The 20,903-nt window shown below is 50.8% G+C and carries 15 protein-coding genes; 1 reads left to right on the top strand and 14 read right to left on the bottom strand.

Annotated features, from left to right (window positions below; genetic code table 11):
* Positions 1-177: 177 nt before the first annotated feature.
* From JSQ97_RS07500 to JSQ97_RS07460, 9 genes are all read right to left on the bottom strand, one after another.
* Positions 178-1,242, bottom strand: coding sequence for an extracellular solute-binding protein (locus JSQ97_RS07500; protein ID WP_205075481.1), 1,065 nt, complete (start codon positions 1,240-1,242; stop codon positions 178-180).
* A 409-nt stretch (positions 1,243-1,651) separates the two neighbouring features.
* The gene (locus tag JSQ97_RS07495) at positions 1,652-3,298 is read right to left on the bottom strand and encodes an ABC transporter permease (protein ID WP_205075480.1); all 1,647 of its coding nucleotides are present in this window, start codon (positions 3,296-3,298) and stop codon (positions 1,652-1,654) included.
* A gap of 219 nt (positions 3,299-3,517) precedes the next feature.
* Positions 3,518-4,639: an ABC transporter ATP-binding protein gene (locus tag JSQ97_RS07490; protein WP_205075479.1), complete on the bottom strand. Its 1,122-nt coding sequence runs from the start codon at positions 4,637-4,639 to the stop codon at positions 3,518-3,520.
* Positions 4,640-4,777: 138 nt separating this feature from the next.
* Positions 4,778-5,779, bottom strand: a complete 1,002-nt coding sequence (locus JSQ97_RS07485) for an ABC transporter ATP-binding protein (protein ID WP_205075478.1) — start codon at positions 5,777-5,779, stop codon at positions 4,778-4,780.
* A complete protein-coding gene (locus JSQ97_RS07480; protein ID WP_205075477.1) occupies positions 5,776-6,792 on the bottom strand; it encodes an ABC transporter ATP-binding protein in 1,017 nt (338 codons plus the stop codon). The genes JSQ97_RS07485 and JSQ97_RS07480 overlap by 4 nt, the downstream gene beginning before the upstream one ends.
* A gap of 7 nt (positions 6,793-6,799) precedes the next feature.
* Positions 6,800-7,849, bottom strand: coding sequence for an ABC transporter permease (locus JSQ97_RS07475; RefSeq protein WP_205075476.1), 1,050 nt, complete (start codon positions 7,847-7,849; stop codon positions 6,800-6,802).
* Positions 7,850-7,867: 18 nt separating this feature from the next.
* On the bottom strand, positions 7,868-8,797 hold the full coding sequence (gene oppB / locus JSQ97_RS07470) for an oligopeptide ABC transporter permease OppB (RefSeq protein ID WP_187384264.1): 930 nt from the start codon (positions 8,795-8,797) through the stop codon (positions 7,868-7,870).
* Positions 8,798-8,892: 95 nt separating this feature from the next.
* Positions 8,893-10,476, bottom strand: a complete 1,584-nt coding sequence (locus JSQ97_RS07465) for a peptide ABC transporter substrate-binding protein (RefSeq protein ID WP_205075475.1) — start codon at positions 10,474-10,476, stop codon at positions 8,893-8,895.
* 162 nt (positions 10,477-10,638) lie between these two features.
* Positions 10,639-11,982: an APC family permease gene (locus JSQ97_RS07460; RefSeq protein WP_205075474.1), complete on the bottom strand. Its 1,344-nt coding sequence runs from the start codon at positions 11,980-11,982 to the stop codon at positions 10,639-10,641.
* A 688-nt stretch (positions 11,983-12,670) separates the two neighbouring features.
* On the opposite strand from JSQ97_RS07460, the gene JSQ97_RS07455 reads away from it, so the two are divergent.
* Entirely contained in the window at positions 12,671-13,633 is a 963-nt protein-coding gene (locus tag JSQ97_RS07455; RefSeq protein WP_205075473.1) for an ROK family protein, read from the top strand.
* Between the two features lie 438 nt (positions 13,634-14,071).
* On the opposite strand, the gene JSQ97_RS07450 is transcribed toward JSQ97_RS07455, so the two are convergent.
* The 5 genes from JSQ97_RS07450 to JSQ97_RS07430 form a co-directional block, all read right to left on the bottom strand.
* Positions 14,072-14,977 (bottom strand): substrate-binding domain-containing protein, encoded by a 906-nt coding sequence (locus JSQ97_RS07450; protein ID WP_205075472.1) that lies wholly within the window; start codon positions 14,975-14,977, stop codon positions 14,072-14,074.
* Between the two features lie 58 nt (positions 14,978-15,035).
* Positions 15,036-16,046 carry an ABC transporter permease gene (locus JSQ97_RS07445; protein WP_370590043.1) on the bottom strand — a complete coding sequence of 337 codons (1,011 nt, stop codon included), beginning with the start codon at positions 16,044-16,046 and terminating at the stop codon, positions 15,036-15,038.
* A 5-nt stretch (positions 16,047-16,051) separates the two neighbouring features.
* Positions 16,052-17,584, bottom strand: a complete 1,533-nt coding sequence (locus tag JSQ97_RS07440) for a sugar ABC transporter ATP-binding protein (protein ID WP_205075470.1) — start codon at positions 17,582-17,584, stop codon at positions 16,052-16,054.
* A 127-nt stretch (positions 17,585-17,711) separates the two neighbouring features.
* A complete protein-coding gene (locus JSQ97_RS07435) occupies positions 17,712-18,818 on the bottom strand; it encodes a GSU2086 family protein (RefSeq protein ID WP_239447022.1) in 1,107 nt (368 codons plus the stop codon).
* Between the two features lie 138 nt (positions 18,819-18,956).
* Positions 18,957-20,843 (bottom strand): PfkB family carbohydrate kinase, encoded by a 1,887-nt coding sequence (locus tag JSQ97_RS07430; RefSeq protein ID WP_205075469.1) that lies wholly within the window; start codon positions 20,841-20,843, stop codon positions 18,957-18,959.
* Between the last annotated feature and the right edge of the window lie 60 nt (positions 20,844-20,903).

The raw sequence follows: 20,903 nt of genomic DNA, 5'->3' as shown, positions 1-20,903 counted from the left end.
CGGCATATCACACAGCCGGGCACGGTCGCATTATCCTTTGATACCGGTCGCATTCGCAACGACACAGCGACAGACGATCGGACAGGGCGGACAAATTCACTTTTCAAAAGTGAATTTGTCCGATATACTGATTTTATGCGCCGTCTCCGAAAACCTATCGGAGACGGCAGTATGTAATTAACGGCCTTTGACCTTCGCCCACAAATCGTTCCAGTGCTCGATCATCTTATCTTTGTTTTTACTCAAGTAATCGTGATCGAGTTCGATAAGCTTAAAGCTGTCCGTCGGGGGCATATTCGTCGGCTTGCACCTGCTGTTGGTCGGGCGGCCGAAGATCTTTGCACGTTCATCTTGGAATTCTTTCGATGCGCACAAATCGATCATGGCTTTTGCGGCCGTAAGGTTCGGAGAATTTTTGCACACGGCACCGCCGGACGCCATCGCCGTATTTCCTTCGACGGGATAGACGATTTCCATAACCGCGCCGCCGAGAGAAATGATACCTGCCGGAGTCGATTCGTACGAAAGCCCTACCGCATATTCGCCTTCGTTTACAAGATTGAACACGTCCTTTGAAGAATTGGTTTTAAAACTTTGCCCCATAATTTTTTCGACATAGGCCCAGCCTTTCGCGTCGTCAAAGGTATCTCCCATACACGCGAGCATGGTCTGAAGCTGCCGCCAGCCGGATGAAGCGGCCGCGGGGTCTGCCAGGATGATTTTACCCTTGAGCTTCGGATTGAGACAATCCTGATAACCTTTTACCGTAACACCCAAATTTTTTAAGATCTTCGGATTCACGACGAGGCACATGAGCTGAACGTCCCAATACGTATAGTAGCCGGACTTGTCATGAAAGAGCTGTTCGTTTTCGACGGTCGATGTATAGGGCTGAAGCACATCGTGATACTTCGTTCCGTCCGCGGCGAACATACCGCCCACGATGCAGTCCGCCTTGCTCGACGCATCCGCGCGTATCTTCGTTACAAGCGTACCGACGGAATCGGCTACGATTTCGACTTTGCATTTCGGATAGAGTCTGTTCCAGAGATCGAGAATGATCTGCTGCTGCGTTTCTTCAAAGGTCGTATAGATCGTTACGACACCGGTGACTTCGTCGGCGCTCTTTGCCCATGCGGGGCGAGGACCTGCACTTTCCGCCGCCTTCGAATCGTTCGAACCCAGTGCATACACGCACATTCCCGCTGCAAGCAGCATAAAAGCGAACAATGTTTTTTTCATAAAGCCTCCTATAAAAACTTTTGCAGGAAATATCAATTTCCGAAAAAGTTTTTAGCCGTGCGCGAGCCTCGCAACGAGGAGCTTTGCTCCGACGTTTCTAGCGGCGCACTCGTTTAATAGACGAGTTTGCAAAATAAATTGTATCATACGCATACGATTCTATCGAAACGATATGTATACAAATCTTCTGCAAACATCCGCGCAAACTCGAAATACAAAGCGACGGCGATATTTCAGACGGCGCTTTGTATCACCTCCTATAAAAACTTTTACAGGATGTTAGAGCCTGCGGCTCGTTCTGTAAAGAACCGATTCTACATGTCCGCTTTCGCGGACTTCGAATCAACATCCGTTTATTATAATAACCGGAAAACTTCCGATCAATCAACAAAGAACAAATCGCGGTATATTACACCTGCACGTCTTCGAGTTTCGTAAAACGCAAATATACCGCCAAACAAATAATTGTTAAAATCGTAGTAACGGACGCAAACACGGCGGCCACTCCGTAAACGCCGTTATTGATCTGTACATAGGTCCCGATCGTAAGCGTCATCGTTCTGTTATTATACAAAATGACACCGCTCGACATTTCGGTAATAATCGACACCCAGCTCAAAACCGCACCGGAAATGATGCCGCTCGACATCATAGGCACGGTAATTCCCGCAAATGTTTTTATTTTAGTCGCTCCGAGACTCAGCGCCGCCTCTTCGATACTCGGCGTTATCTTCATCATGGCGGCGGCGGCGGATCGACTCGTAAAGGGCAGCCTTCGTATAGCCAAAGCCGCGATCATAATGCCGAGCGTACCGGCAATGGCAAACGGAGGCTTGGAAAACACAATGACAAGCGCAATACCGATTACGGAACCCGGCATGATATACGGCAGCATCGAAATCGTATCAAGCGTGTGACTCATGATACTGCTGCGTCTCACCACAAGATACGCAATCAACACCGCAATAAGTATTATGATCGCGAGCGTAAAAAAACCGACTACCAGCGTGTTGCCGGTAGCGCGAAATAAATTTTTTTGGAACGCTTTTTGATAATTAATAAGCGAATAACCCGGCAGCTGAATGCTGTTGTTGTAATTTCTGAACGATATGTAGATGATGTAAAACTGAGGCAGCATGGCGATCGCAACGAGCACGTAACAATAGATATGCATCAGCACGCCTTTGACGCCGCGGCAATTTTTCACTTCGATCGGGTGCATAGCGCTGATCGTGAATTTAAATTTATTCGTCGCAAGTTTTTGAATGAGAAAAATGACCGCCGTTATAAGCACGACGAGAACGCTGATCGCCGCAGCAAAGTGATTGTCCGCACCGTTTTCGCCGAGGTACGCGTTGTAAATCAAAACGGGACAAGTCGTATATCCCCGCCCGATAAGAAGCGGAGTGCCGAAGTCCGCAAAAGAGCGCATAAACACGATGAGCGCCGCCGCCAAAATAGTCGGCATGGTCAGCGTCATGAGTACGTGGAAAAAGCGATCGACTCCTTTACAGCCCATGCTTTCCGCAGCTTCCATAAGCGAGCGGTCTATATCGCGGAAAGCGCCGTTCATATAAATCATCACGAGCGGAAAAAGCTTCAAAGTCTGTACGAACACGATGCCGCCGAAACCGTAAATCGTAACGTGCGGAATGCCGAAGGATTGCAGTATGCGCGTTACAAGTCCGTTATTGCCCATAAGCAAAATCCATGCGTACGCGCCGATAAAAGGCGCGGACATCGTACAGAGCAGGCTCATCACAAAGAGAAATTTCCTGCCGCGCAAATTGAAAAACGTATAAAAATACGCGAAGGGTATGCCGAGCAAAAGGCAGCACAGCATGACTACCGCAGCAATTTTACAGCTGTTGAATACGGTCGAATAATAATAATTTTTGGCAAAAAAACGGGCAAACGCATCGAACGAAAGGCTGCCGTCTACGTAAGCCGCTTCACGAAGCAATCCTCCGATCGGATAGATAAGAAATAAAACAAAAAGGAAAAATATGACGACCGCGATAATATTCCAAAATTCGAACACTTTCCGTCTATGCATGCATATCTCCCATAAAAACTTTTGCAGGAATGTCTCGACATCCGAAAAAGTTTTTAGCCGTGCGCACAGGCGCACACGTTCAATAAATCGAGTTTGCGAAATCATACTATATCGTATTCATTTGATTTTCATCGAAACGATACGTGTACATATCTTCCGCAAACATCCGCGCAAACTCGCAATCAAAAGTGACGGCGATATTTCAGCCGGCACTTTTGATCATTCTCCTTCGTCTATTCGTTTTACGCCTTGCATAATGCTTTCTTTGGAATCCGCATCGAAAATATTGATTTTTTCGGTATTGATTTTCAGCGATATTTTCGTTCCGACCGGAATCATTTTATTGACATCGGATTCGCGGATGATTTCGGTACGCTCTCCCGTCGCAAACTGCACGAAATAATGCGTGTTCAATCCGAGAAATACGCTGTCGACGATTTCCGCCGATATGCCGCTGTCGTCTTTATTTTGATTGATGATCAGCTCTTCGGGTCGGCAGGAAACGAGAACTTTACCCGTCAGCTTTTTCGCGGGATCGATCGTTTTAACGGAAACGGCGTAACCGCCGGCAAATTCCAGTCGCGCGTCTTCTCCGTTCCAGCTCAGCGAAGCTTCCATCATATTCGACTTTCCGATAAAACCCGCAACGAAGGTATCTGCAGGACGCATATAGATATCCTGCGGACGGCCGCACTGATGTATGACACCGCTTTTCATAACGGCGATCCTGTCGGAAATAGCCATAGCTTCTTCCTGATCGTGGGTTACATAAACCGTTGTTATACCGACATTTTTTTGTATTTCTTTTATAACGGAGCGCATTTCAACCCGCAGCTTCGCATCGAGATTCGACAGCGGTTCATCCATAAGCAGAACATCGGGCTGTATGACAAGAGCGCGGGCAAGGGCGACACGCTGCTGTTGTCCGCCCGACAATCTGTCGGGCATTCGATCGGCGTATTGGTCGACGTGCACGAGTTTTAAAAACGTATCGGTTTCTTTTTTGATTTGCTCGGGCGGAAGCTTCCGAGTGCGTAGTCCGAATGCGACGTTTTTACGCACCGTCATATTCGGAAAAATCGCATAGTTTTGAAACACCATACCGATATTGCGCTTGCCGGGATCGACATCGTTTATCTCCCGATCGTCAAAATAAATTTTGCCGCCTTCAATGCTGTTGAAACCGGCGATCATCCGCAAAAGCGTCGTTTTGCCGCAGCCCGACGGACCGAGCAGCGTAAACAATTCTCCGTTACGGACTTTGATCGAAAGGTCGGGGATAACGACGCTGCCGTCTTCGAATTTTTTCAGCGCATGCTGTACCGTAATCGCTACGCTCATTACAGACCTCCGCAGAATTTTATTTATTTTCGAAACTTACCATTCAATCAATGCGCGAAACGGTTGGAAAAAATCATCAACCGTATGGCAAAGCATGGTGCACGCCGAGTGGAATCGGCTGCCCGCACGCCGCTCCGCTCACTCGTACAAAAAGCACGCGACGCTGTGATCGGCCGCCGCCCCTGCAGGCTGAACGAATTTCGGCTGACACCGTTTGCATTTTTCCATGCGGTTCGGACAGCGGTCGTAAAAATAGCAGCCCGGTCGCTGCGTGTCGGGAGAAGGAACGTCACCTTTCAATATGATGCGCTGACGCTGCCGTTCGACTTTCGGATCGGGGATCGGAACGGCGGAAAGCAGCGCTTTCGTGTACGGATGTAGCGGATTCGCATAGAGGTCTTTATAGCCGCCCGTTTCGACGATCTTGCCGAGATACATGACGGCGATCCTGTCGGAAATGTATTTGATGACCGCCAAATCGTGCGCGATAAACAGATACGACAGCTCCATCTCTTTTTGAATGTCTTTAAAAAGGTTCAACACTTGCGCTTGGATCGAAACGTCGAGTGCGGAAACGGGTTCGTCGGCAAGTATGAGACGCGGTTTCAGCGCAAGCGCGCGTGCGATGCCGATACGCTGCCGCTGACCGCCTGAAAATTCGTGCGGAAATCTGTTTTTGAAAAATTTCGAAAGACCGACAAGTTCCATGAGGTGTTCGACGCGGGACGTGATATCGGCTTCGGCTATATCGAGCAGTCCGTATTTTTTGTAAATGCGCATCGGTTCGGCGATGATTTCCGACGTCGTCATGCGCGGATCGAGCGACGAATAGGGATCCTGAAACACGAGCTGCATATCGCGCCGGACCGCGATCATTTCCGACTTTTTCATCTTCGTCAAATCTTTTCCGTCGAGCAGCACTTTTCCCGCCGTCGGTTTGTACAAGTGCGAAACCGCCCGCACAACGGTCGATTTTCCGCAGCCCGATTCGCCGACGAGTCCCAGCGTTTCGCCCTTCGCTATTTCAAAGCTGATGCCGTCGATCGCGTAGATATACTTTTTTTTGCCGCCGAAAAGGCCTTCGCTCCCGTCGGAAAAATGCATTTTCAAATCATGTACTTCAAGGATATTGTCGCTCATTTGGTCGTGTCCTCTGCGGTAAACGTTCCGCCGTCTTTTTGCGCATAGAGCCAACACGCCGCGCGGTGCGTACCGGAAAACTGCACGACCGGCGGATAGCGGTTTTTGCACACGGGCAATGCCTTATGGCAGCGCGGATAAAACGGGCAACAGTCGGGCAAATCGACCACATTCGGCGGCTGTCCTTCGATCGAAAAGAGCCTGCCTTCGTCGTCGCGGTCAAGACGAGGCACCGATTTGATAAGCCCCTGCGTATACGGATGTTTCGTATCGTAAAAGATATCTTCCGTCGTACCGCGTTCGACGATGCGGCCGGCGTACATGACGACGATCGTGTCGCACACTCCGGCAACGACGCCGAGCGAATGCGTTATCAAAATGACGGCGGTTCCGAGACGGTGGGTCAAATCCTGCATCAAATCGAGTATCTGCGCCTGGATCGTCACATCGAGTGCGCTCGTCGGTTCGTCCGCGATGAGTATGTCGGGATTGCACGACAGCCCCATTGCGATCATGACGCGCTGACGCATACCGCCTGAAAACTGATGCGGATATCCGTCGATACGTTTTTCCGCCGCAGGGATGCCGGTAAGCTTCAGCATTTCGATCGCTTTTTCTTTTGCAGCCTTTTTGTTCAACCCCTGATGCAGGCATATCGTTTCGATCATCTGCGTCGAAATCCGGAGATACGGATTGAGAGATGACATCGGATCCTGAAAGATCATCGCGATCCTGTCGCCTCGTATCTCTCTCAGGCGCGCATCGCTCATCTTTAACAAATCTTCGCCGTTAAACAGCACTTCCCCGCCTTCGATTTTTCCCGGCGGCGTTTGAATCAAATTGATAATGGAAAGATTCGTAACGCTCTTTCCCGAACCCGACTCGCCGACGAGTCCGAGCGTTTCGCCTTTGTGCAGGTCGAAAGTCAAACCGTCGACGGCTTTTACGACTCCCGCGTCGGTGTAAAAATAGGTGCGGAGGTCTTTTACCTGTAAAATCACTTCGTCCGTCATATATGCCTCACACCCTGTTTTTCGACTGCGGATCGAATGCATCGCGCGCGCCGTCGCCCAAAAAATTCATTGCAAATAAAAACACCGTCATAACGATTGCCGGCACAAGCAGACACCACGGATAGAGCGCCATACCCTGCACGCCGTCCGCAATGAGCGAACCCCACGACGCAAGCGGTGCAGAAATGCCGAGTCCCAAAAACGACAAAAAACTTTCGCTCATGATAAAAGACGGAAGCGACAGCGCCGTATACACGATGATGATGCCGACCGTATTCGGAATGAGATGATGCATGATGATGTGCCACGGACGGGCTCCCATCGAACGGGCGGCAAGAACGAACTCCATGTTTTTCAAACTCATCACCTGTCCGCGCACGACGCGTCCGATCGTGAGCCACGACACGAGCGCGATCGCGATAAAGAGGATGGCGACGTTTCGCCCGACGATCGCCATCATAATGATGACGACGAGCATATACGGCAGTCCGTACATGACATCGACAAAGCGCATGAGAAACGAATCGATTTTTCCGCCGGCGTAGCCCGCGATCGCACCGATAACGATGCCGATGAGAAGCGCAGTCACCGTGCCGATGAGACCGACCATCATGGAGATGCGTCCGCCGTACACCGTGCGCGACAGCATATCGCGTCCGAGAGAATCGGTGCCCAACAAATATCTCCGGTTCTGTTCGGGATCGGTTTTATTGCGTTCTTCGATCGCAGCGATCGCCGCCCGTTCTTCAGCGTTGTATTCGCTGCGCTTTTCCTTTGCCATCACTTTTGCAAAATACGCTTTGCGCGTTACGAGTTCGACGGCTCCCGCTTTTTGAAACGACGGCGGAAGATTCGTATGATTGAGATTTTGCTGCGCATACGGATAAAACGGCAGCACAGGCGCAAAAAGCGCGATGAGCGCATAGACGACGACTATCCAAAAACTCACATACGCCATTCTATTTTTTCGCAGGCGGTTCCACGCATCGGCCGTCAGCGACACCGATTTCATTTCCTGATTGAATTCGTTCGTCGCTTTTTTTTGTTTTTTAATCATAGCGTTTTAATATTCCCGTTATTTATAAGAGATCCTCGGATCGAGGAATCCGTACAAAATATCGACTATAAGATTCATAACGATGAGGATGCCCGAATATACGATGACCGTACCGATGATGAGCGTATAATCGCGGTTGAGCGCCGATTTGACGAAAAAGTTTCCGATACCCGGCACGAGAAACACCTGTTCGATAACGACCGAGCCGGTAACGATGCCTGCAAACGCGGGACCGAGATAACTGACGACCGGAAGCAGAGCGCCTTTGAGCACGTGCTTTACCATGACGACTGAATTTTTCAAACCCTTTGCACGAGCGGTACGCACGTAATCGGAACGGAGCGTTTCAAGCACGCTCGCGCGCGTGAGTCGGGCGATCGACGCAAAGCGGGGAAGAGCGAGCGTAAAAGCCGGCATGATGAGCGTTTTCCATCCGTAGCGCCCCGTGATCCAGCCGGAGGTCGGAAGCCATTTGAGCGTAAGCGCAAAGACAAACACCGCGACCGGCCCCACAACGAAAAGCGGCACCGAAAGACCTACGCTCGCAAAGGACATCGTCGTGTAATCGACCCACGTGTTTTGTTTTACTGCGGAAATGAGTCCGAACGTAATACCGAAGAGCATAGCGAGGGCAAGCGCGATGACGCCGAGCAGAAGAGAGTTCGGCATGCTTGAGCCGATAAGCTGATTGACCGTAAAATCCTTGTTTTTGAACGACGGTCCCAAATCGCCGTGGAGGACACTGACAACATAACGGATATATTGCTTAAGCAGCGGTTCGTCCATGTGATACTGCTTTTCGAGATTTGCGAGGATTTCCGGAGGTACTTTTTTTTCACTTGCAAAGGGGCCGCCCGGTGCGAGCCGAGTGATAAAAAAACTCAGTGTAATGATAACGAAAAGCGTCGGAATGAGACCGAGTAAACGTTTTATAATAAATTTTCCCATATACAGTACTCCGGTATAAAAAAAAACGGAACAGCCGTTTTAGACCGTTCCGTCTATTGTACCAGAAAATTACATTTTCTGCAATTTATTTTTTTTTATTTTTTCGGTTTTAAGCCCACATACGAGTGAATATCGAGGACGTTCGAGTACCAGCCGTCCCATTTATTCAAATCGATAAGGCACTGCGAAACGTAGATGTACATCGGGATGACCGCAGCGTCCCGTCCGATCGCAATCGATTCGGCCTTTTCAAGCACTTTCATACGTTCAGGTCCCGCCGGCATACGGGCGGCATCGCTGACGAGCTTATCGAATTCGGGAACGTTGTAGCGTCCGTCGTTGTTTCCGCTTCCCGTCGTCAAAAGTTCGAGGAAGTTCGACGGATCTTTATAATCGCCGATCCAGCCCGCGCGCGCGATTTCGAAGTCGTTCGCCTGGCGCTTTGTCAGGAACGAATTCCATTCCATGTTCTGCAGTTCGACGTTGATGCCGAGATTTTTCTTCCACTGCTGCTGCACCCATTCGGCGGTTTTTTTGTGCTTTTCGTTCGTATTGAAAATATATGTAAGCACGGGGAAGCCCTTACCGTCGGGATAACCGGCTTCGGCAAGCAGCTTTTTCGCTTCATCGGGGTCGAACGAAAAACCCTTCGGCGGAGTATAGCCTGCCATTTCGGGAACGAAAGCACCGGTCGCAAGCTCTCCGCCCTTCGTTACTTTTTCGACGAGTTCTTTCGTATCGAGAGCGAGGATGAGCGCTTTGCGCACGCGGACGTCTTTGAGCGTTTTATTGTTTACGTTGAAAAACGCATAATACGAACCGAGGTACGGCGCACACTGATAATCGTCGCGGAGCGCAACTTCGTCGATTAAATCCGGCGGGATATGAGCGCTCGACGAGTTCCAATCGATTTCGCCGTTTTTGTATTTGTTGTACGAGGTAACGCTGTCTTCGATCGGCAAAAACGTGATGCGCGACAAAAATATATTCTCTTTGTTCCAATACTTATCGTTCGGAACGACGGTAAGCTTATCCTGCGGCACCCACGATTCGAGCACGAAAGGACCGTTGCCGACGAAGTTTTCTTTTTTGATCCATTCGGAACCGTATTTTTCTATCGCATGCATCGGAAGCGGCGAAAATGCATAGTGCGCCATCATATCGACCGCATAGGGAACGGGACCGACGAGCGTCACTTCAAACGTATAATCGTCGACGGCGCGGATCCCGACGGAACTCGCAGGAGCCTTTCCTTCGTTGTATTCTTTTGCACCCTTGATAACCAAAGCCGGCATATAGCCGTAGACTGCAGCCGTTTTCGGCGACATATAATAGAGCCACGAATCGACAAAGGTTTTCGCCGTGATCGGCGTACCGTCGCTCCACGTCGTTTTGCGCAGATGGAACGTCACAACCGTATTGTCCGCACTGCGCTCCCAGCTTTCCGCAACGCCCGGAACGGCTTCGCATGTTTTTACGTCATAGCCGACAAGACCTTCGAACAGCGCCAAAAAAATGCGATGTTCGGGCACACCTTCGATCTGCGTCGGATCGATCGACTGCGGCTCGGCACCGTTGCTGATAATAAACTCGGCGCCTGAAGCGGTCTTTTTGCCGCACGCCGAAAAACACAGCACGGCGGCACAGAGCGCAAGAGCCCATACCGATAGCTTTTTCATATAACCTCCATAAAAACTTTTACGGATATATTGTACAAAGTATTTGATCAAATGTCGAGAAAAAAATGTCCGCTGTTGTAAAAAACAAAATCCGCCGGCTCCGCCGTTCGACACGGCAAAAATACCCGCCGAAAGGCACGATGAGTGGCCGATATTTTTACGCTATGCCTTCGATCTCCGGCTCGCACCGAAACGGTAAAACAATATCCCCAATACAGTCCATGCGATCAAAAAGACGATCGAGCCGTTTTTCAGCCGTGCGGGAGAAGTCGGCCAGAGGAGCAGTGCGATAAACAGCAAACCGATGCCGCACGCAAGAGCGCTCGATACTTTATCGAAAGCGGAAACGCTTTTTTTTATGCCGACGAAACCGACGTATCCGTACGCTAACGCCGCGAGTACGGAGGCCATATCGACGATAAGGATGATCACTTCTCTGCCGATCCACGGTCCGATCAAGCTGACGGCTGCGATAAATAAAATCGCCTTCGGATACAAACCCTTTGCGTTTTTTTCTCCCAAAAACGCGGGACTCAATTTTTCGTTTGCGATGGCACCGAGCAGTTTGCTGCTGCCGATCATAAAGCCGTTTATGCCGCCGGTAACCGCCGAAAAAAGCGCGATCAACATAAACACAAAACCGACCGTCCCCGTTTTTTCCGTCACCGAAGATGCAACCGCCCATTCAAGCTTCGACGCTTTTTCGGGGTCGTAGCTCAAGCCTGCGATCATATTCAAAAGCGCGTAGATGACGACGCCGAACACGATCCCGACGACTGCCGTCGCATGCGCTTTTGCAGGCGAAAAACGGAGATCGTTCGACACTTGCGGGATGACGTCGAAACCGACGAACAAAAACGGAACGATGGCGACGACCGGAGCGATTTTTGCGGGCGCGATCTGCGATGCCCCGAAATAATTGTGTGAAAAATTTTCCAAATCGCTTTTAGTGAGGATGATAAAAAAGAGAGCAATGACAATGACGACGAGGGATGTGCTCATGACGTTTTGAATGCGGGCACTCAGCGACAAGCCGCACAAATTGACAAGCGTAAAAACGATGATGGGTATTGAAGCGATAATGATGTCCGAGGCGTACACGTCCGTCCCGCCGATCGTATACAGGTGCCCCCACAGCACCGCGCTGCCGAAAATTTTGCGCAAAATCAGAACGTAGGCAGTCGCGTTGAGCGGTATCATACTCAAATAGCACAGACTCAGCGACCAGCCGACGACAAAGCCGTGAACCTTTCCGAGATTCGAAAGCGCATACGAAAATTCACCGCCTTCGCCGACGTGACACGAAAGCATCACTTGATATGCTTTTTGAATGATCGCGATAAAAAATCCGCCGATGATAAGACCGATTGCCGTGCTCACCACGCCCGCTTTCGGCAGAAAAAAAGTACCCGGCAAAATAAACGAACCCCATCCGATGATCGATCCGATTACGAGATTGAGGACGTCGAATTTTGACAAGCCTTTTTTCGCCGATACCGTATTCATACAAGTTGTCCGAAACCATTGCGATTTTGAATTACAATATAGGAATCATATTATGTCCACTAAAGAAATTAATAAATTCAATGAGATCATAAAGCTAAAAAAATAAGGTAAGCAAAGGCGGTGGGAGTTGAACCGCACTGCCTGTAGCATGTCCGAAGACCCTATGTCCGCTCCTATATTGACTTCTACCTTCGCTTACCTTTTCCTGAATAATACGACCCTCCGTTGCAGAAGTCAAGCCGGATTTTGACAGTCGTTAAAATACCGGCTGTATTTTATTCTCTATACTTCCTTTACGCTCTCACCAGGCATCGGACAAAAGCGGCAAACCTCACTGCAAACCGTCTTATCCGTCTTTGTGCGTTTATACGGCAAGTACGGGCTATATAACCAGGGCTTACGCATGAAAAAAGTATACACAGAAAAGAGACATAATATAAAATAAAAAAGGCGGAACGCGAGGCAGCGGCAATGCCGCCGAGCCGCTCAGACCGATGGCAAGCGAACTTTTTGGTAAAAAAGTTCGCGCAGTCCGATTCCAATCACGGTCTGCCGCGGCGAACGGCAGGGCTGCTGTCGGGAGTGCAGCCGATTTTTTACGGTAATGGTTATTTTTTGGGAAATATAGATTCTCATGCGTAAGCCCTGACTATATAACGATTTTTCTTTTTACGTTATACTCTATATTATGAACGATTACATCGGATTCGATATCGGCGGAACGAAATGCGCGGTCGTCGCCGCACGTGCGGATTGGGCGAACGATGCGTGTACGATTATCGCACGGGAGCAGATCGCCACAGGCCGCGTACCGTGGCAAAAAACGCTCGATGCGCTTATCGCTGCGGCAAAACACATCATCGCCGAACACTCGCTGCATCCGGCAGCGGCAGGTATCAGCTGCGGCGGCCCGCTCGATGAAAAGGCGGGGCTTGTCATGTCGCCGCCGAATCTTCCCGGCTGGGATGCAGTCCCCGTCACGGAGTATATTTCCGAACGACTTTCCGTTCCCGCATTTTTGCAAAACGATGCGAACGCATGCACCGTCGCCGAGTGGAAATTCGGTGCGGGAAAGGGTACGCGCAATCTCATATTTTTGACCTTCGGTACGGGACTCGGAGTGGGACTCATCCTCGACGGCAGGCTCTATGAAGGTACGAACGGACTCGCAGGAGAAGCGGGACACATCAGACTTGCGGAAGAAGGACCGCTCGGTTACGGAAAGCGCGGATCGTTTGAGGGATTCTGTTCCGGAGGCGGCATCGCATGTCTCGGTCGATCGATGGTGTCGGATGCAAAAAAATCGGGCGAACGATCGGTATTGTTTGCCGTACCGGACGAAGCGATCACCGCAAAAACGATCGCGGAGGCGGCCGATTCCGGAGACGAACTCGCACGGCGCATCTACGCGCGATCCGGAGAATACCTCGGACGCGGACTCGCCCTTTTGATCGATTTATTAAATCCCGAATGTATCGTTATCGGAAGCATTTTCGCACGCTCGGAAAATCTTTTGCGCCCTTCGATGGAGCTCGCCGTAGAAAGAGAAACGCTCGAAGTTCCGCGAAAAAGCTGCCGCATCGTACCCGCCGCGCTCGGAAACGCCATCGGCGATTATGCCGCGATAGCCGCCGCTTGCAAAAACGGATAAGCGAATTGTTCGGGTTCGGGAGCATATACAACCCGATCGAACGGGTGCGGACTGACGCGATCGGATACGGATGTGTCGCCTCACGAATAAATTTTTTTTTAGGACGGGACTTTCGGAAGAACCGGCTTGCTTCGGGGTTTCCGTGCTGCCGCACCGCACTCGCAGCAGATCTGCGAGTGCGCCCTCCGCATCCGGCGTAGGATCGAGAAGAAAACTCCGCGTATTTGAATACCGCGCTTTGGAAGCGACTGTCGCAATTTTGCGGGCGCAGCTGTTGACGGGAGCAGCGGTTCACACTTTGCAACAGGAATACAATAACCGGCACTTGTCAAACGCATATTCGTGCAAGCGTTTAAAATACAATGCCCCGGCGCAGAGCGCCGGGGCGGATCGATTACATTACGATATTTTTAAATAATCGACGTGCATTCGACACGCTTATTTTTTCGTCAAAACGGAAACGCCCGTATCATAGTAGGCGGGGCTGACCTTTTCACCGTTGAGTACTTTTGCAGCGCTCTTCATACCTTCGTATCCCATCACGTCGGGGTTCTGCGCCATCGTCGCAATGAGAGAACCGCGCTGGATCAAATTCATGATCATATCGGATTTATCGAAACCGACGCCGACTGCAGCGCCGTTCGACTCGGCGATCGCGCTTCCCACACCGACCGTCGAACCTTCGTTCGCACCGAAAAGACCGACACAACCCTGCGCGATAAAATTCGACGCGGCATCTTTCGAACGCGCTGCGTCGCCTTCGCAGTACTGCGTTGCAAGGATCTTGAACTGCGTTCCGGCAAATGCGCTGCGGAATCCGTTTTCGCGGTCGAGCGTCGACGTCGTTGCTGCATTCGTGTTGATGATGCCGATCGAGCCCGACGTAATACCCTTTGCCGAAAGCGCTTTGATAAGCTCTTTGCCCGCCGTTACGCCTGCTGCTTTATTGTCCGTCGCGAGCGTCTGCTCTCCGGGAAAATTCGCAGGGCTGTCGACATAAATGAGCTTAACGCCCGCCGCGACCGCTTCTTTCAACGCGGACTGCACAGCCGTCGGACCGTTTGCCGCAAGCAGGATAACATTCGCACCGTCGGCGACCGCATTGTTGATGCACTCGATCTGTTTGTTGTCGTCTTTTACATCGGGAGCAAGCCACTTGTACGTGATGCCGCCGATTTCTTTTACCGCCTTTTCGCAACCCTGATTGACGTTGACCCAGTGCTGGTCCATTTGATCCATCGTGATCAAATAAACTTTTTTCGAACCCGCATCCTGTTTGCCGTTTGCAAATACGGATCCCGCCAAAAGAAGCGTTGCGATGATAAAGGTAATACCTTTTTTCATAATTTCCTCCTGATTGTCTATTATTATTAATAATAATTAATAATATATTCTCTGCATTTTATGCAGCGGAATTCTTTGCCGATTTTTTGCCGACGTGACGACCGGTACGCACGATGATATCGAGCAATACCGAAAGGATAACGATAATGCCGATAACGATATTTCTGATCGCGACCGGTGCACCCGCAAACTGTAATCCGTTTTGCAGCACGCCCCAAATCGACGCGCCGATAACCGTACCGAACAAAAGTCCCTGCCCGCCGAGTGTCGACACGCCGCCGATAACGGACGCCGCGACCGCATACAATTCGTATGCGTTTCCGCTGTCCATCGTACCCATGCCGCTTGTCGCACACGTGATAAGGCCGACTACACACGAAACGAACGACGACACGAGATACGCTTTCAGCGTCGTCGACACGATGTTGACGCCCGAAAGCCGCGCCGCTTCGACATTCGATCCGATCGCGTAGATATGGCGGCCCGTCCGCGTCCGCGTCAATATAAAATTAAAAGCGAACCACAGTACGATCGCTATCCAAATCGTATTGTAAAAGCCGAGCGTTTTTCCGTAATAGAAAAAATTGCGGAAGCCTTCCGCCGCTTCTCCGATCGAATCGGTATTGTAGTTGCCGTTCGCGATCTGCGCAATGCCGCGCGCGATCGTCATCGTACCGAGTGTCGCGATAAACGGAGGCAGCTTGCACAGCGCGACGAGCAATCCGTTTGCGGCACCTATGGCGAGGCAGCACACGAGCGTGATCACGACAGCCGCCCACGGGTTCACACCTTTGGTCATAAGTGTCGCGCTGATCATACAGCTCATGCCGATGAGCGAGCCTATCGACAAATCGATGTTGCCGGTAATGAGTACGTACGACTGCCCTATACCGATAAGCAGTATCGGTGCGATTTGGCGCAAAAGGTTTCCGACGTTGCGGCTGCTGAAAAATACGGGGTTTACGATGCCGAACGCGATACTCAGCACGATAAGCCCCGCCGTGACAGTGAGTACCTGTCCCATGCCGCGAATTTCAAAAAGACGCTTTACGGGATTTTGTTTTTGCATTTCACTCATACTGCTTTTTCCTCTTTTTCGCTTTTTTTATTAAGAAAACGCGTCGCAAGATATAATATTTTTTCCTGTGTCGCTTCCGATGCGGGCATCTCTCCCGTCACACGTCCCTCGCACAGAACGACGATCCTGTCCGCCACGCCTAAAATTTCGGGAAGTTCGCTCGACACGAACACGACGCCCTTTCCTTCCTGCTTGAGCTTGTTCATAAGATTGTATATTTCGACTTTTGCCGCAACGTCTATACCGCGCGTCGGCTCGTCGAATATGATAACGCGGCTTTCCCGCAACAGCCACTTCGCGACAACGAGCTTTTGCTGGTTGCCGCCGGAAAGGGATGCCGCGTCTTTATCGCCGCCTGCCATCTTCAGCGACAGCCGCTTTACCGCATTGTTGAGCATCGCCGCTTCTTTTTTCCGGTCGATGATACCGAAACGGTTGCACAAAATATCGAGGTTCGGCAGCGCGATGTTTTCTTTGATCGAAAGCTTCGTACACAGTCCGTCTTTTTTTCTATCTTCGGGAGCAAGCACGACGCCCTGTCTGATCGCATCGGTCGGACAGTTGACGAAGATCTCTTTGCCGTCGAGTTCGATCGTTCCGCCGTCTTTCGCGTCGACGCCGAACAGCGCGCGCGTCGATTCCGTCCGCCCCGCTCCCATAAGCCCCGCAATGCCGAGGATCTCGCCTTCGTATACGTCGAACGATACGTCGCGCACCATTTTACCCGACGAAAGATTTTTAATTGAAAATATTTTTTTGCCCTTCGGCGTCGATATGCGCGGGAATTTTTCTTTGATTTCGCGGCCGACCATATTTTTAATAATTTCGTCCATACGCATATCTTTAAAATTACCGCGTGTGATAAATTTTCCGTCACGCATGATCGTCACGCGGTCGGCGATGTCCTGCAGTTCTTCGAGGCGGTGCGATATATAGATGATGCCGACACCCTTTTCTTTCAGCGATTTAATAATACCGAACAGCCGATCGATCTCTTTGCTCGTCAACGCGGACGTCGGTTCGTCCATGATCAAAATCTTCGCATTTGTGTGAAACGCCTTTGCGATTTCGACCATCTGCTGCTTCGACACTTGAAGATTGCCGACAACCGTATCCGGCGTGATGTCGTCCATCTGCAGTTCGTCGAGCACTTCCTGCGTGCGCTTTTTCATCTCCCGTTCGTTGAGCACGGAACCCTTGCACAGTTCCCGCCCCAAAAAAATATTCTGCGCGACCGTCAGATGCCCGCACATATTTAGTTCCTGATGGATGATCGTAACGCCGAGTTCCTGCGCTTTTTTCGGCGAAAGATTTATTTCGACGTCTTTGCCGAAAAGCTTCATGCTGCCTTCGTCGCGCGTGTAGACACCGGAGATGATTTTGACAAGTGTCGATTTTCCTGCGCCGTTTTCGCCGAGCAGCGCCATCACTTCGCCTTCTCGCAATTCGAACGACACATCGTCGAGCGCGTGCACGCCGAAAAACGATTTATAGATATGCTGCATATCCACAATTACCTTTTTATCCATCACAGTCCCTCGTTCTCTGAAACAGTCTCCGATTTATGAAACCGTTCCCATAAATTATACGGCTTCATTTTCGAAAAGTCAAAGAATTTTTTTACATCGAATCGGCGGCCGGAAAACAAATCGCCGGCTACCGTTGCAGCGCCCTGTACAACTCCACCAATACGTCGCGATTATCGGCCGACGTGTAATCGACGGGGCAGCCCATCCTGCTGAACGTTTTCATAAAGCGCAGGTAATATGCGGGATTATCCGCAGGCGGCTCGCCCTTTCCCCAATCCCATGTTTCGCGCTGCAAATCGAATACGTGGATCGCGGCATTCCGGATCTCTTGCCCGTTTTGAATCGCAACGTTCCTCGCCATCGACAGCGCTTTTTCAAAAATCATCGGACTCATCACCGCCGATCCGATCGACAAATACACGCCGTTTTGCAAACCGCTCACCGATGCAACATAGCGTAAAAAATCGACTTCCGCCGTCCTCCCGATCGCAGCTCCCTTATTCGCTTTATGCGTATAGATGATGTCGTGACCGAACATCGGATGATCGGTAAACGGCACGCCGTTTTCATAGCAGGCAGCCTGCACGCTGAAACGCTTATACGGATGCGCTATCGCCAAAAAGCGCCCTTCCGGCAGATCGAGGGAACGTATTTCATCGAGAAAATCGGCGGCGGCAGCGCGCTTTGAAAGCGGAGCGTTTTTATCGCAGATGACCTTTTCGAGCTCTTCTGCCGACGGAATATCGATGCCGTCTTTCGAAATCATTTTGCCGACGGCCTCTCCGTAACCGAGCCCTTCGTATGCGCCTGCGGCGATCGCCGCGTTGATCGAAAAGCCCGTTTCCTGCCACGTGCCGAACTGTCCCAGCACGACGTTCGCGCGGACGTCTTCGCTGCTTTGTCCTTGAAACGCAAATTCCCAATCGTGGATGACACCGGCGCCGTTCGTCGCGAGGTGCGTAAACCATCCTTCCGCAACGAATTTCGAAAGCAGCGGACCGAGCCCGTTTTTGATCGCGTGCGCGCCGAATGCGCACATACGGGAAGCGCCCGCCTCTTTCGCTTTCCGCAATTCGTCCGCAATGCGTTCGGCGCGAAGGCGCAATTCGGGAGACGCGTTGCTTTTATACGTTTTTTCATCGACGTAATCGCGTTCGATGAAAACTTTGTTTTTCCTTTCCGACAGCGGGAAATAGCGCATCTCCGACCTGTCGAACAATTTCATCGCACTCATGGCATTCCTTATTAAAAATTATTAACCGATAAAAATATCATCCCAATCGATACAACGCTGTCTCCGCATAATTTTATTTATTTTCAAATCATGCTATTCAATCGATGTACGAAACGGATAGCGAAAATCGCACACCGATCACGCCCCGCCGTAAATGCGGCGTATCTGCGAAAAATCGGGAATCAATACGTCCGCCCCCGCAAGCACGAGGCGCGCTCTCTTTGCAGGGTTGACGCCGAAGCGCTGTTTTTCGTCGGACAAAACGCCGACTGCAAAAAATCCGTTTTCGTGCGCTTCGCGCATTTCGACCGGCCCGTCACCGAAAACCGCGCAGCCTTCCGGACGGATACCCCGTCCTGCAAGCTCTTTAATAATTTTTTGAATGACGATTTTTTTCGGATCGTTTTCAGGATCGCCGACCGAACCGCAGATGCCTCCGGTAAACAGATGCGCATAGCCGAGCAGTTCCGCTTCGCGCATGACGTCGTCGTGATCGCTGCCGCTCGCCAAATACAATTTCGTCCCCGCTTCAAAAAGCGTTTGCAAAAAATCTCGCGCTCCTTTTATCGTTACGTCGTCGGTGTTCAATTCACCGCGGCTCAGCGCATCGACTTTTTCCTGCATCGATTGTTTTAAGCGCCGGACGAATATCGCTTTGTAATCCTCCGCCGAACGGACGGTTTTTACAAGCCCGTATTTTTCTATGATCGGGATGAGCAGCTGCATTTGAATGATCGTCTGAATACCGGTCGTTTTATCGATAAGCTCTTTGACATCGTCCGTAATACGCTTCCGCATACCTTCATCCGCGCTCGCATCCTGCGTCACCGCTTCGACCATGACGGCTTCCATGACACTTTCCCAGCCCTGCCGCAGTACGCTGATCGTTCCGTCGTGATCGAAGATCGCAACCTGCGGATAGACACGGCGATTTTCGAATGCCGCCTCGTCGATGATTTCGATGTGCGAATCGGGAAGCGTGCGCGGCTTTTCCGTATAATTCGCAATTTCCGGATGATAGCGAAACATCGCATTGTGCGCGACGGAACGCATATCGGAAAGCGAAGGATGCCCCGTCCGATACATCGTCAAAACGCTTGCCGATGCGCCGAGGTTTGCGGCATCGACGGCATCGAAAAACGAAAGCCCCGAAACGAGGGCCGCGGCCATCGAAGCGATAAACGCATCTCCCGCTCCGACCGTATCGATCGGCTGCGTAAAATCTATGCCGAGTGCGCGGCGGCTTTTACCGTCCTGCACCGCGAGCGCGCCTTCCTTTCCGAGCGTTACGGCGATCGGCCGGTTCCAACGCGCCGAAAGAGAGGCGGCGGCTTTTTCGACCGAGCGTTCGCTTCCGGTTTTTCCGTTATAATACGCGAGCGCTTCACGCTCGTTCATCTTGTAGACGACGTTTTCATAACTTCCGATGCGGTGCCGCGTATCGACGAGCCACACGATTTGCCCCGAAGTCGAAGCGATACGTTTATTGAGTTCGCGTATAAAACGGTCGGTCGTCAAACCGGAAAGCAGCTGTTCGTTTACGATGATGCAACGGTATTCGGAAAGCGACGCATCGAGTTTTTCGAGGAGCGCGTTTTGCGTCGCTTCGGAAACGACATTGAAATTTCCCAAATCGAAACGGGGCAGCTCTTTTCCGTCTTTGATGATTTTGTGGTACATGTTCGTCTGCCAGTCCGTTTTTTGTACGATGATGCCGGAAGTCGAAATTCCGCATTCTTTGCACAGCGCTTCCAAAATCGCACTTTCGGTATCAGAACCCGAAATGCCGTAGAGATCGACTTTGCCGACGCCGAGCGTCCGAAGCGTTTCGGCAACATTGCCCGCGCCTCCGAGATAATACTCGCTCGATTTTACCGATACCGTTTCGAGCCCCGTTTCTACGGAAATTTCGGATACCGCCGAATCGGTAAAATAATAATGATCGATACAGATATCGCCGATAACGGCAACGGATGCGGTTTCCAAAGCCGCTTCATCGAATTGATCCAAAAACGAAAGTGTCATATTTTCACCTTTTTAATGAAACCGGTTTCATTAAATCATAGGGTATGTCCGGCCGTCTGT

This window comes from Treponema sp. Marseille-Q4523 (genome assembly GCF_016901105.1).
Taxonomy (GTDB): Bacteria; Spirochaetota; Spirochaetia; order Treponematales; family Treponemataceae; genus Treponema_D.
This window is presented reverse-complemented; position numbering and strand designations above follow the sequence as displayed.

Bases quoted from the DNA above. Each gene is read 5' to 3' on its own strand.
- JSQ97_RS07500 (WP_205075481.1), bottom strand. From the start codon at position 1,242: ATGAAAAAAACATTGTTCGCTTTTATGCTGCTTGCAGCGGGAATGTGC.
- JSQ97_RS07495 (WP_205075480.1), bottom strand. From the start codon at position 3,298: ATGCATAGACGGAAAGTGTTCGAATTTTGGAATATTATCGCGGTCGTC.
- JSQ97_RS07490 (WP_205075479.1), bottom strand. From the start codon at position 4,639: ATGAGCGTAGCGATTACGGTACAGCATGCGCTGAAAAAATTCGAAGAC.
- JSQ97_RS07485 (WP_205075478.1), bottom strand. From the start codon at position 5,779: ATGAGCGACAATATCCTTGAAGTACATGATTTGAAAATGCATTTTTCC.
- JSQ97_RS07480 (WP_205075477.1), bottom strand. From the start codon at position 6,792: ATGACGGACGAAGTGATTTTACAGGTAAAAGACCTCCGCACCTATTTT.
- JSQ97_RS07475 (WP_205075476.1), bottom strand. From the start codon at position 7,849: ATGATTAAAAAACAAAAAAAAGCGACGAACGAATTCAATCAGGAAATG.
- oppB (WP_187384264.1), bottom strand. From the start codon at position 8,797: ATGGGAAAATTTATTATAAAACGTTTACTCGGTCTCATTCCGACGCTT.
- JSQ97_RS07465 (WP_205075475.1), bottom strand. From the start codon at position 10,476: ATGAAAAAGCTATCGGTATGGGCTCTTGCGCTCTGTGCCGCCGTGCTG.
- JSQ97_RS07460 (WP_205075474.1), bottom strand. From the start codon at position 11,982: ATGAATACGGTATCGGCGAAAAAAGGCTTGTCAAAATTCGACGTCCTC.
- JSQ97_RS07455 (WP_205075473.1), top strand. From the start codon at position 12,671: ATGAACGATTACATCGGATTCGATATCGGCGGAACGAAATGCGCGGTC.
- JSQ97_RS07450 (WP_205075472.1), bottom strand. From the start codon at position 14,977: ATGAAAAAAGGTATTACCTTTATCATCGCAACGCTTCTTTTGGCGGGA.
- JSQ97_RS07445 (WP_370590043.1), bottom strand. From the start codon at position 16,046: ATGCAAAAACAAAATCCCGTAAAGCGTCTTTTTGAAATTCGCGGCATG.
- JSQ97_RS07440 (WP_205075470.1), bottom strand. From the start codon at position 17,584: ATGGATAAAAAGGTAATTGTGGATATGCAGCATATCTATAAATCGTTT.
- JSQ97_RS07435 (WP_239447022.1), bottom strand. From the start codon at position 18,818: ATGAGTGCGATGAAATTGTTCGACAGGTCGGAGATGCGCTATTTCCCG.
- JSQ97_RS07430 (WP_205075469.1), bottom strand. From the start codon at position 20,843: ATGACACTTTCGTTTTTGGATCAATTCGATGAAGCGGCTTTGGAAACC.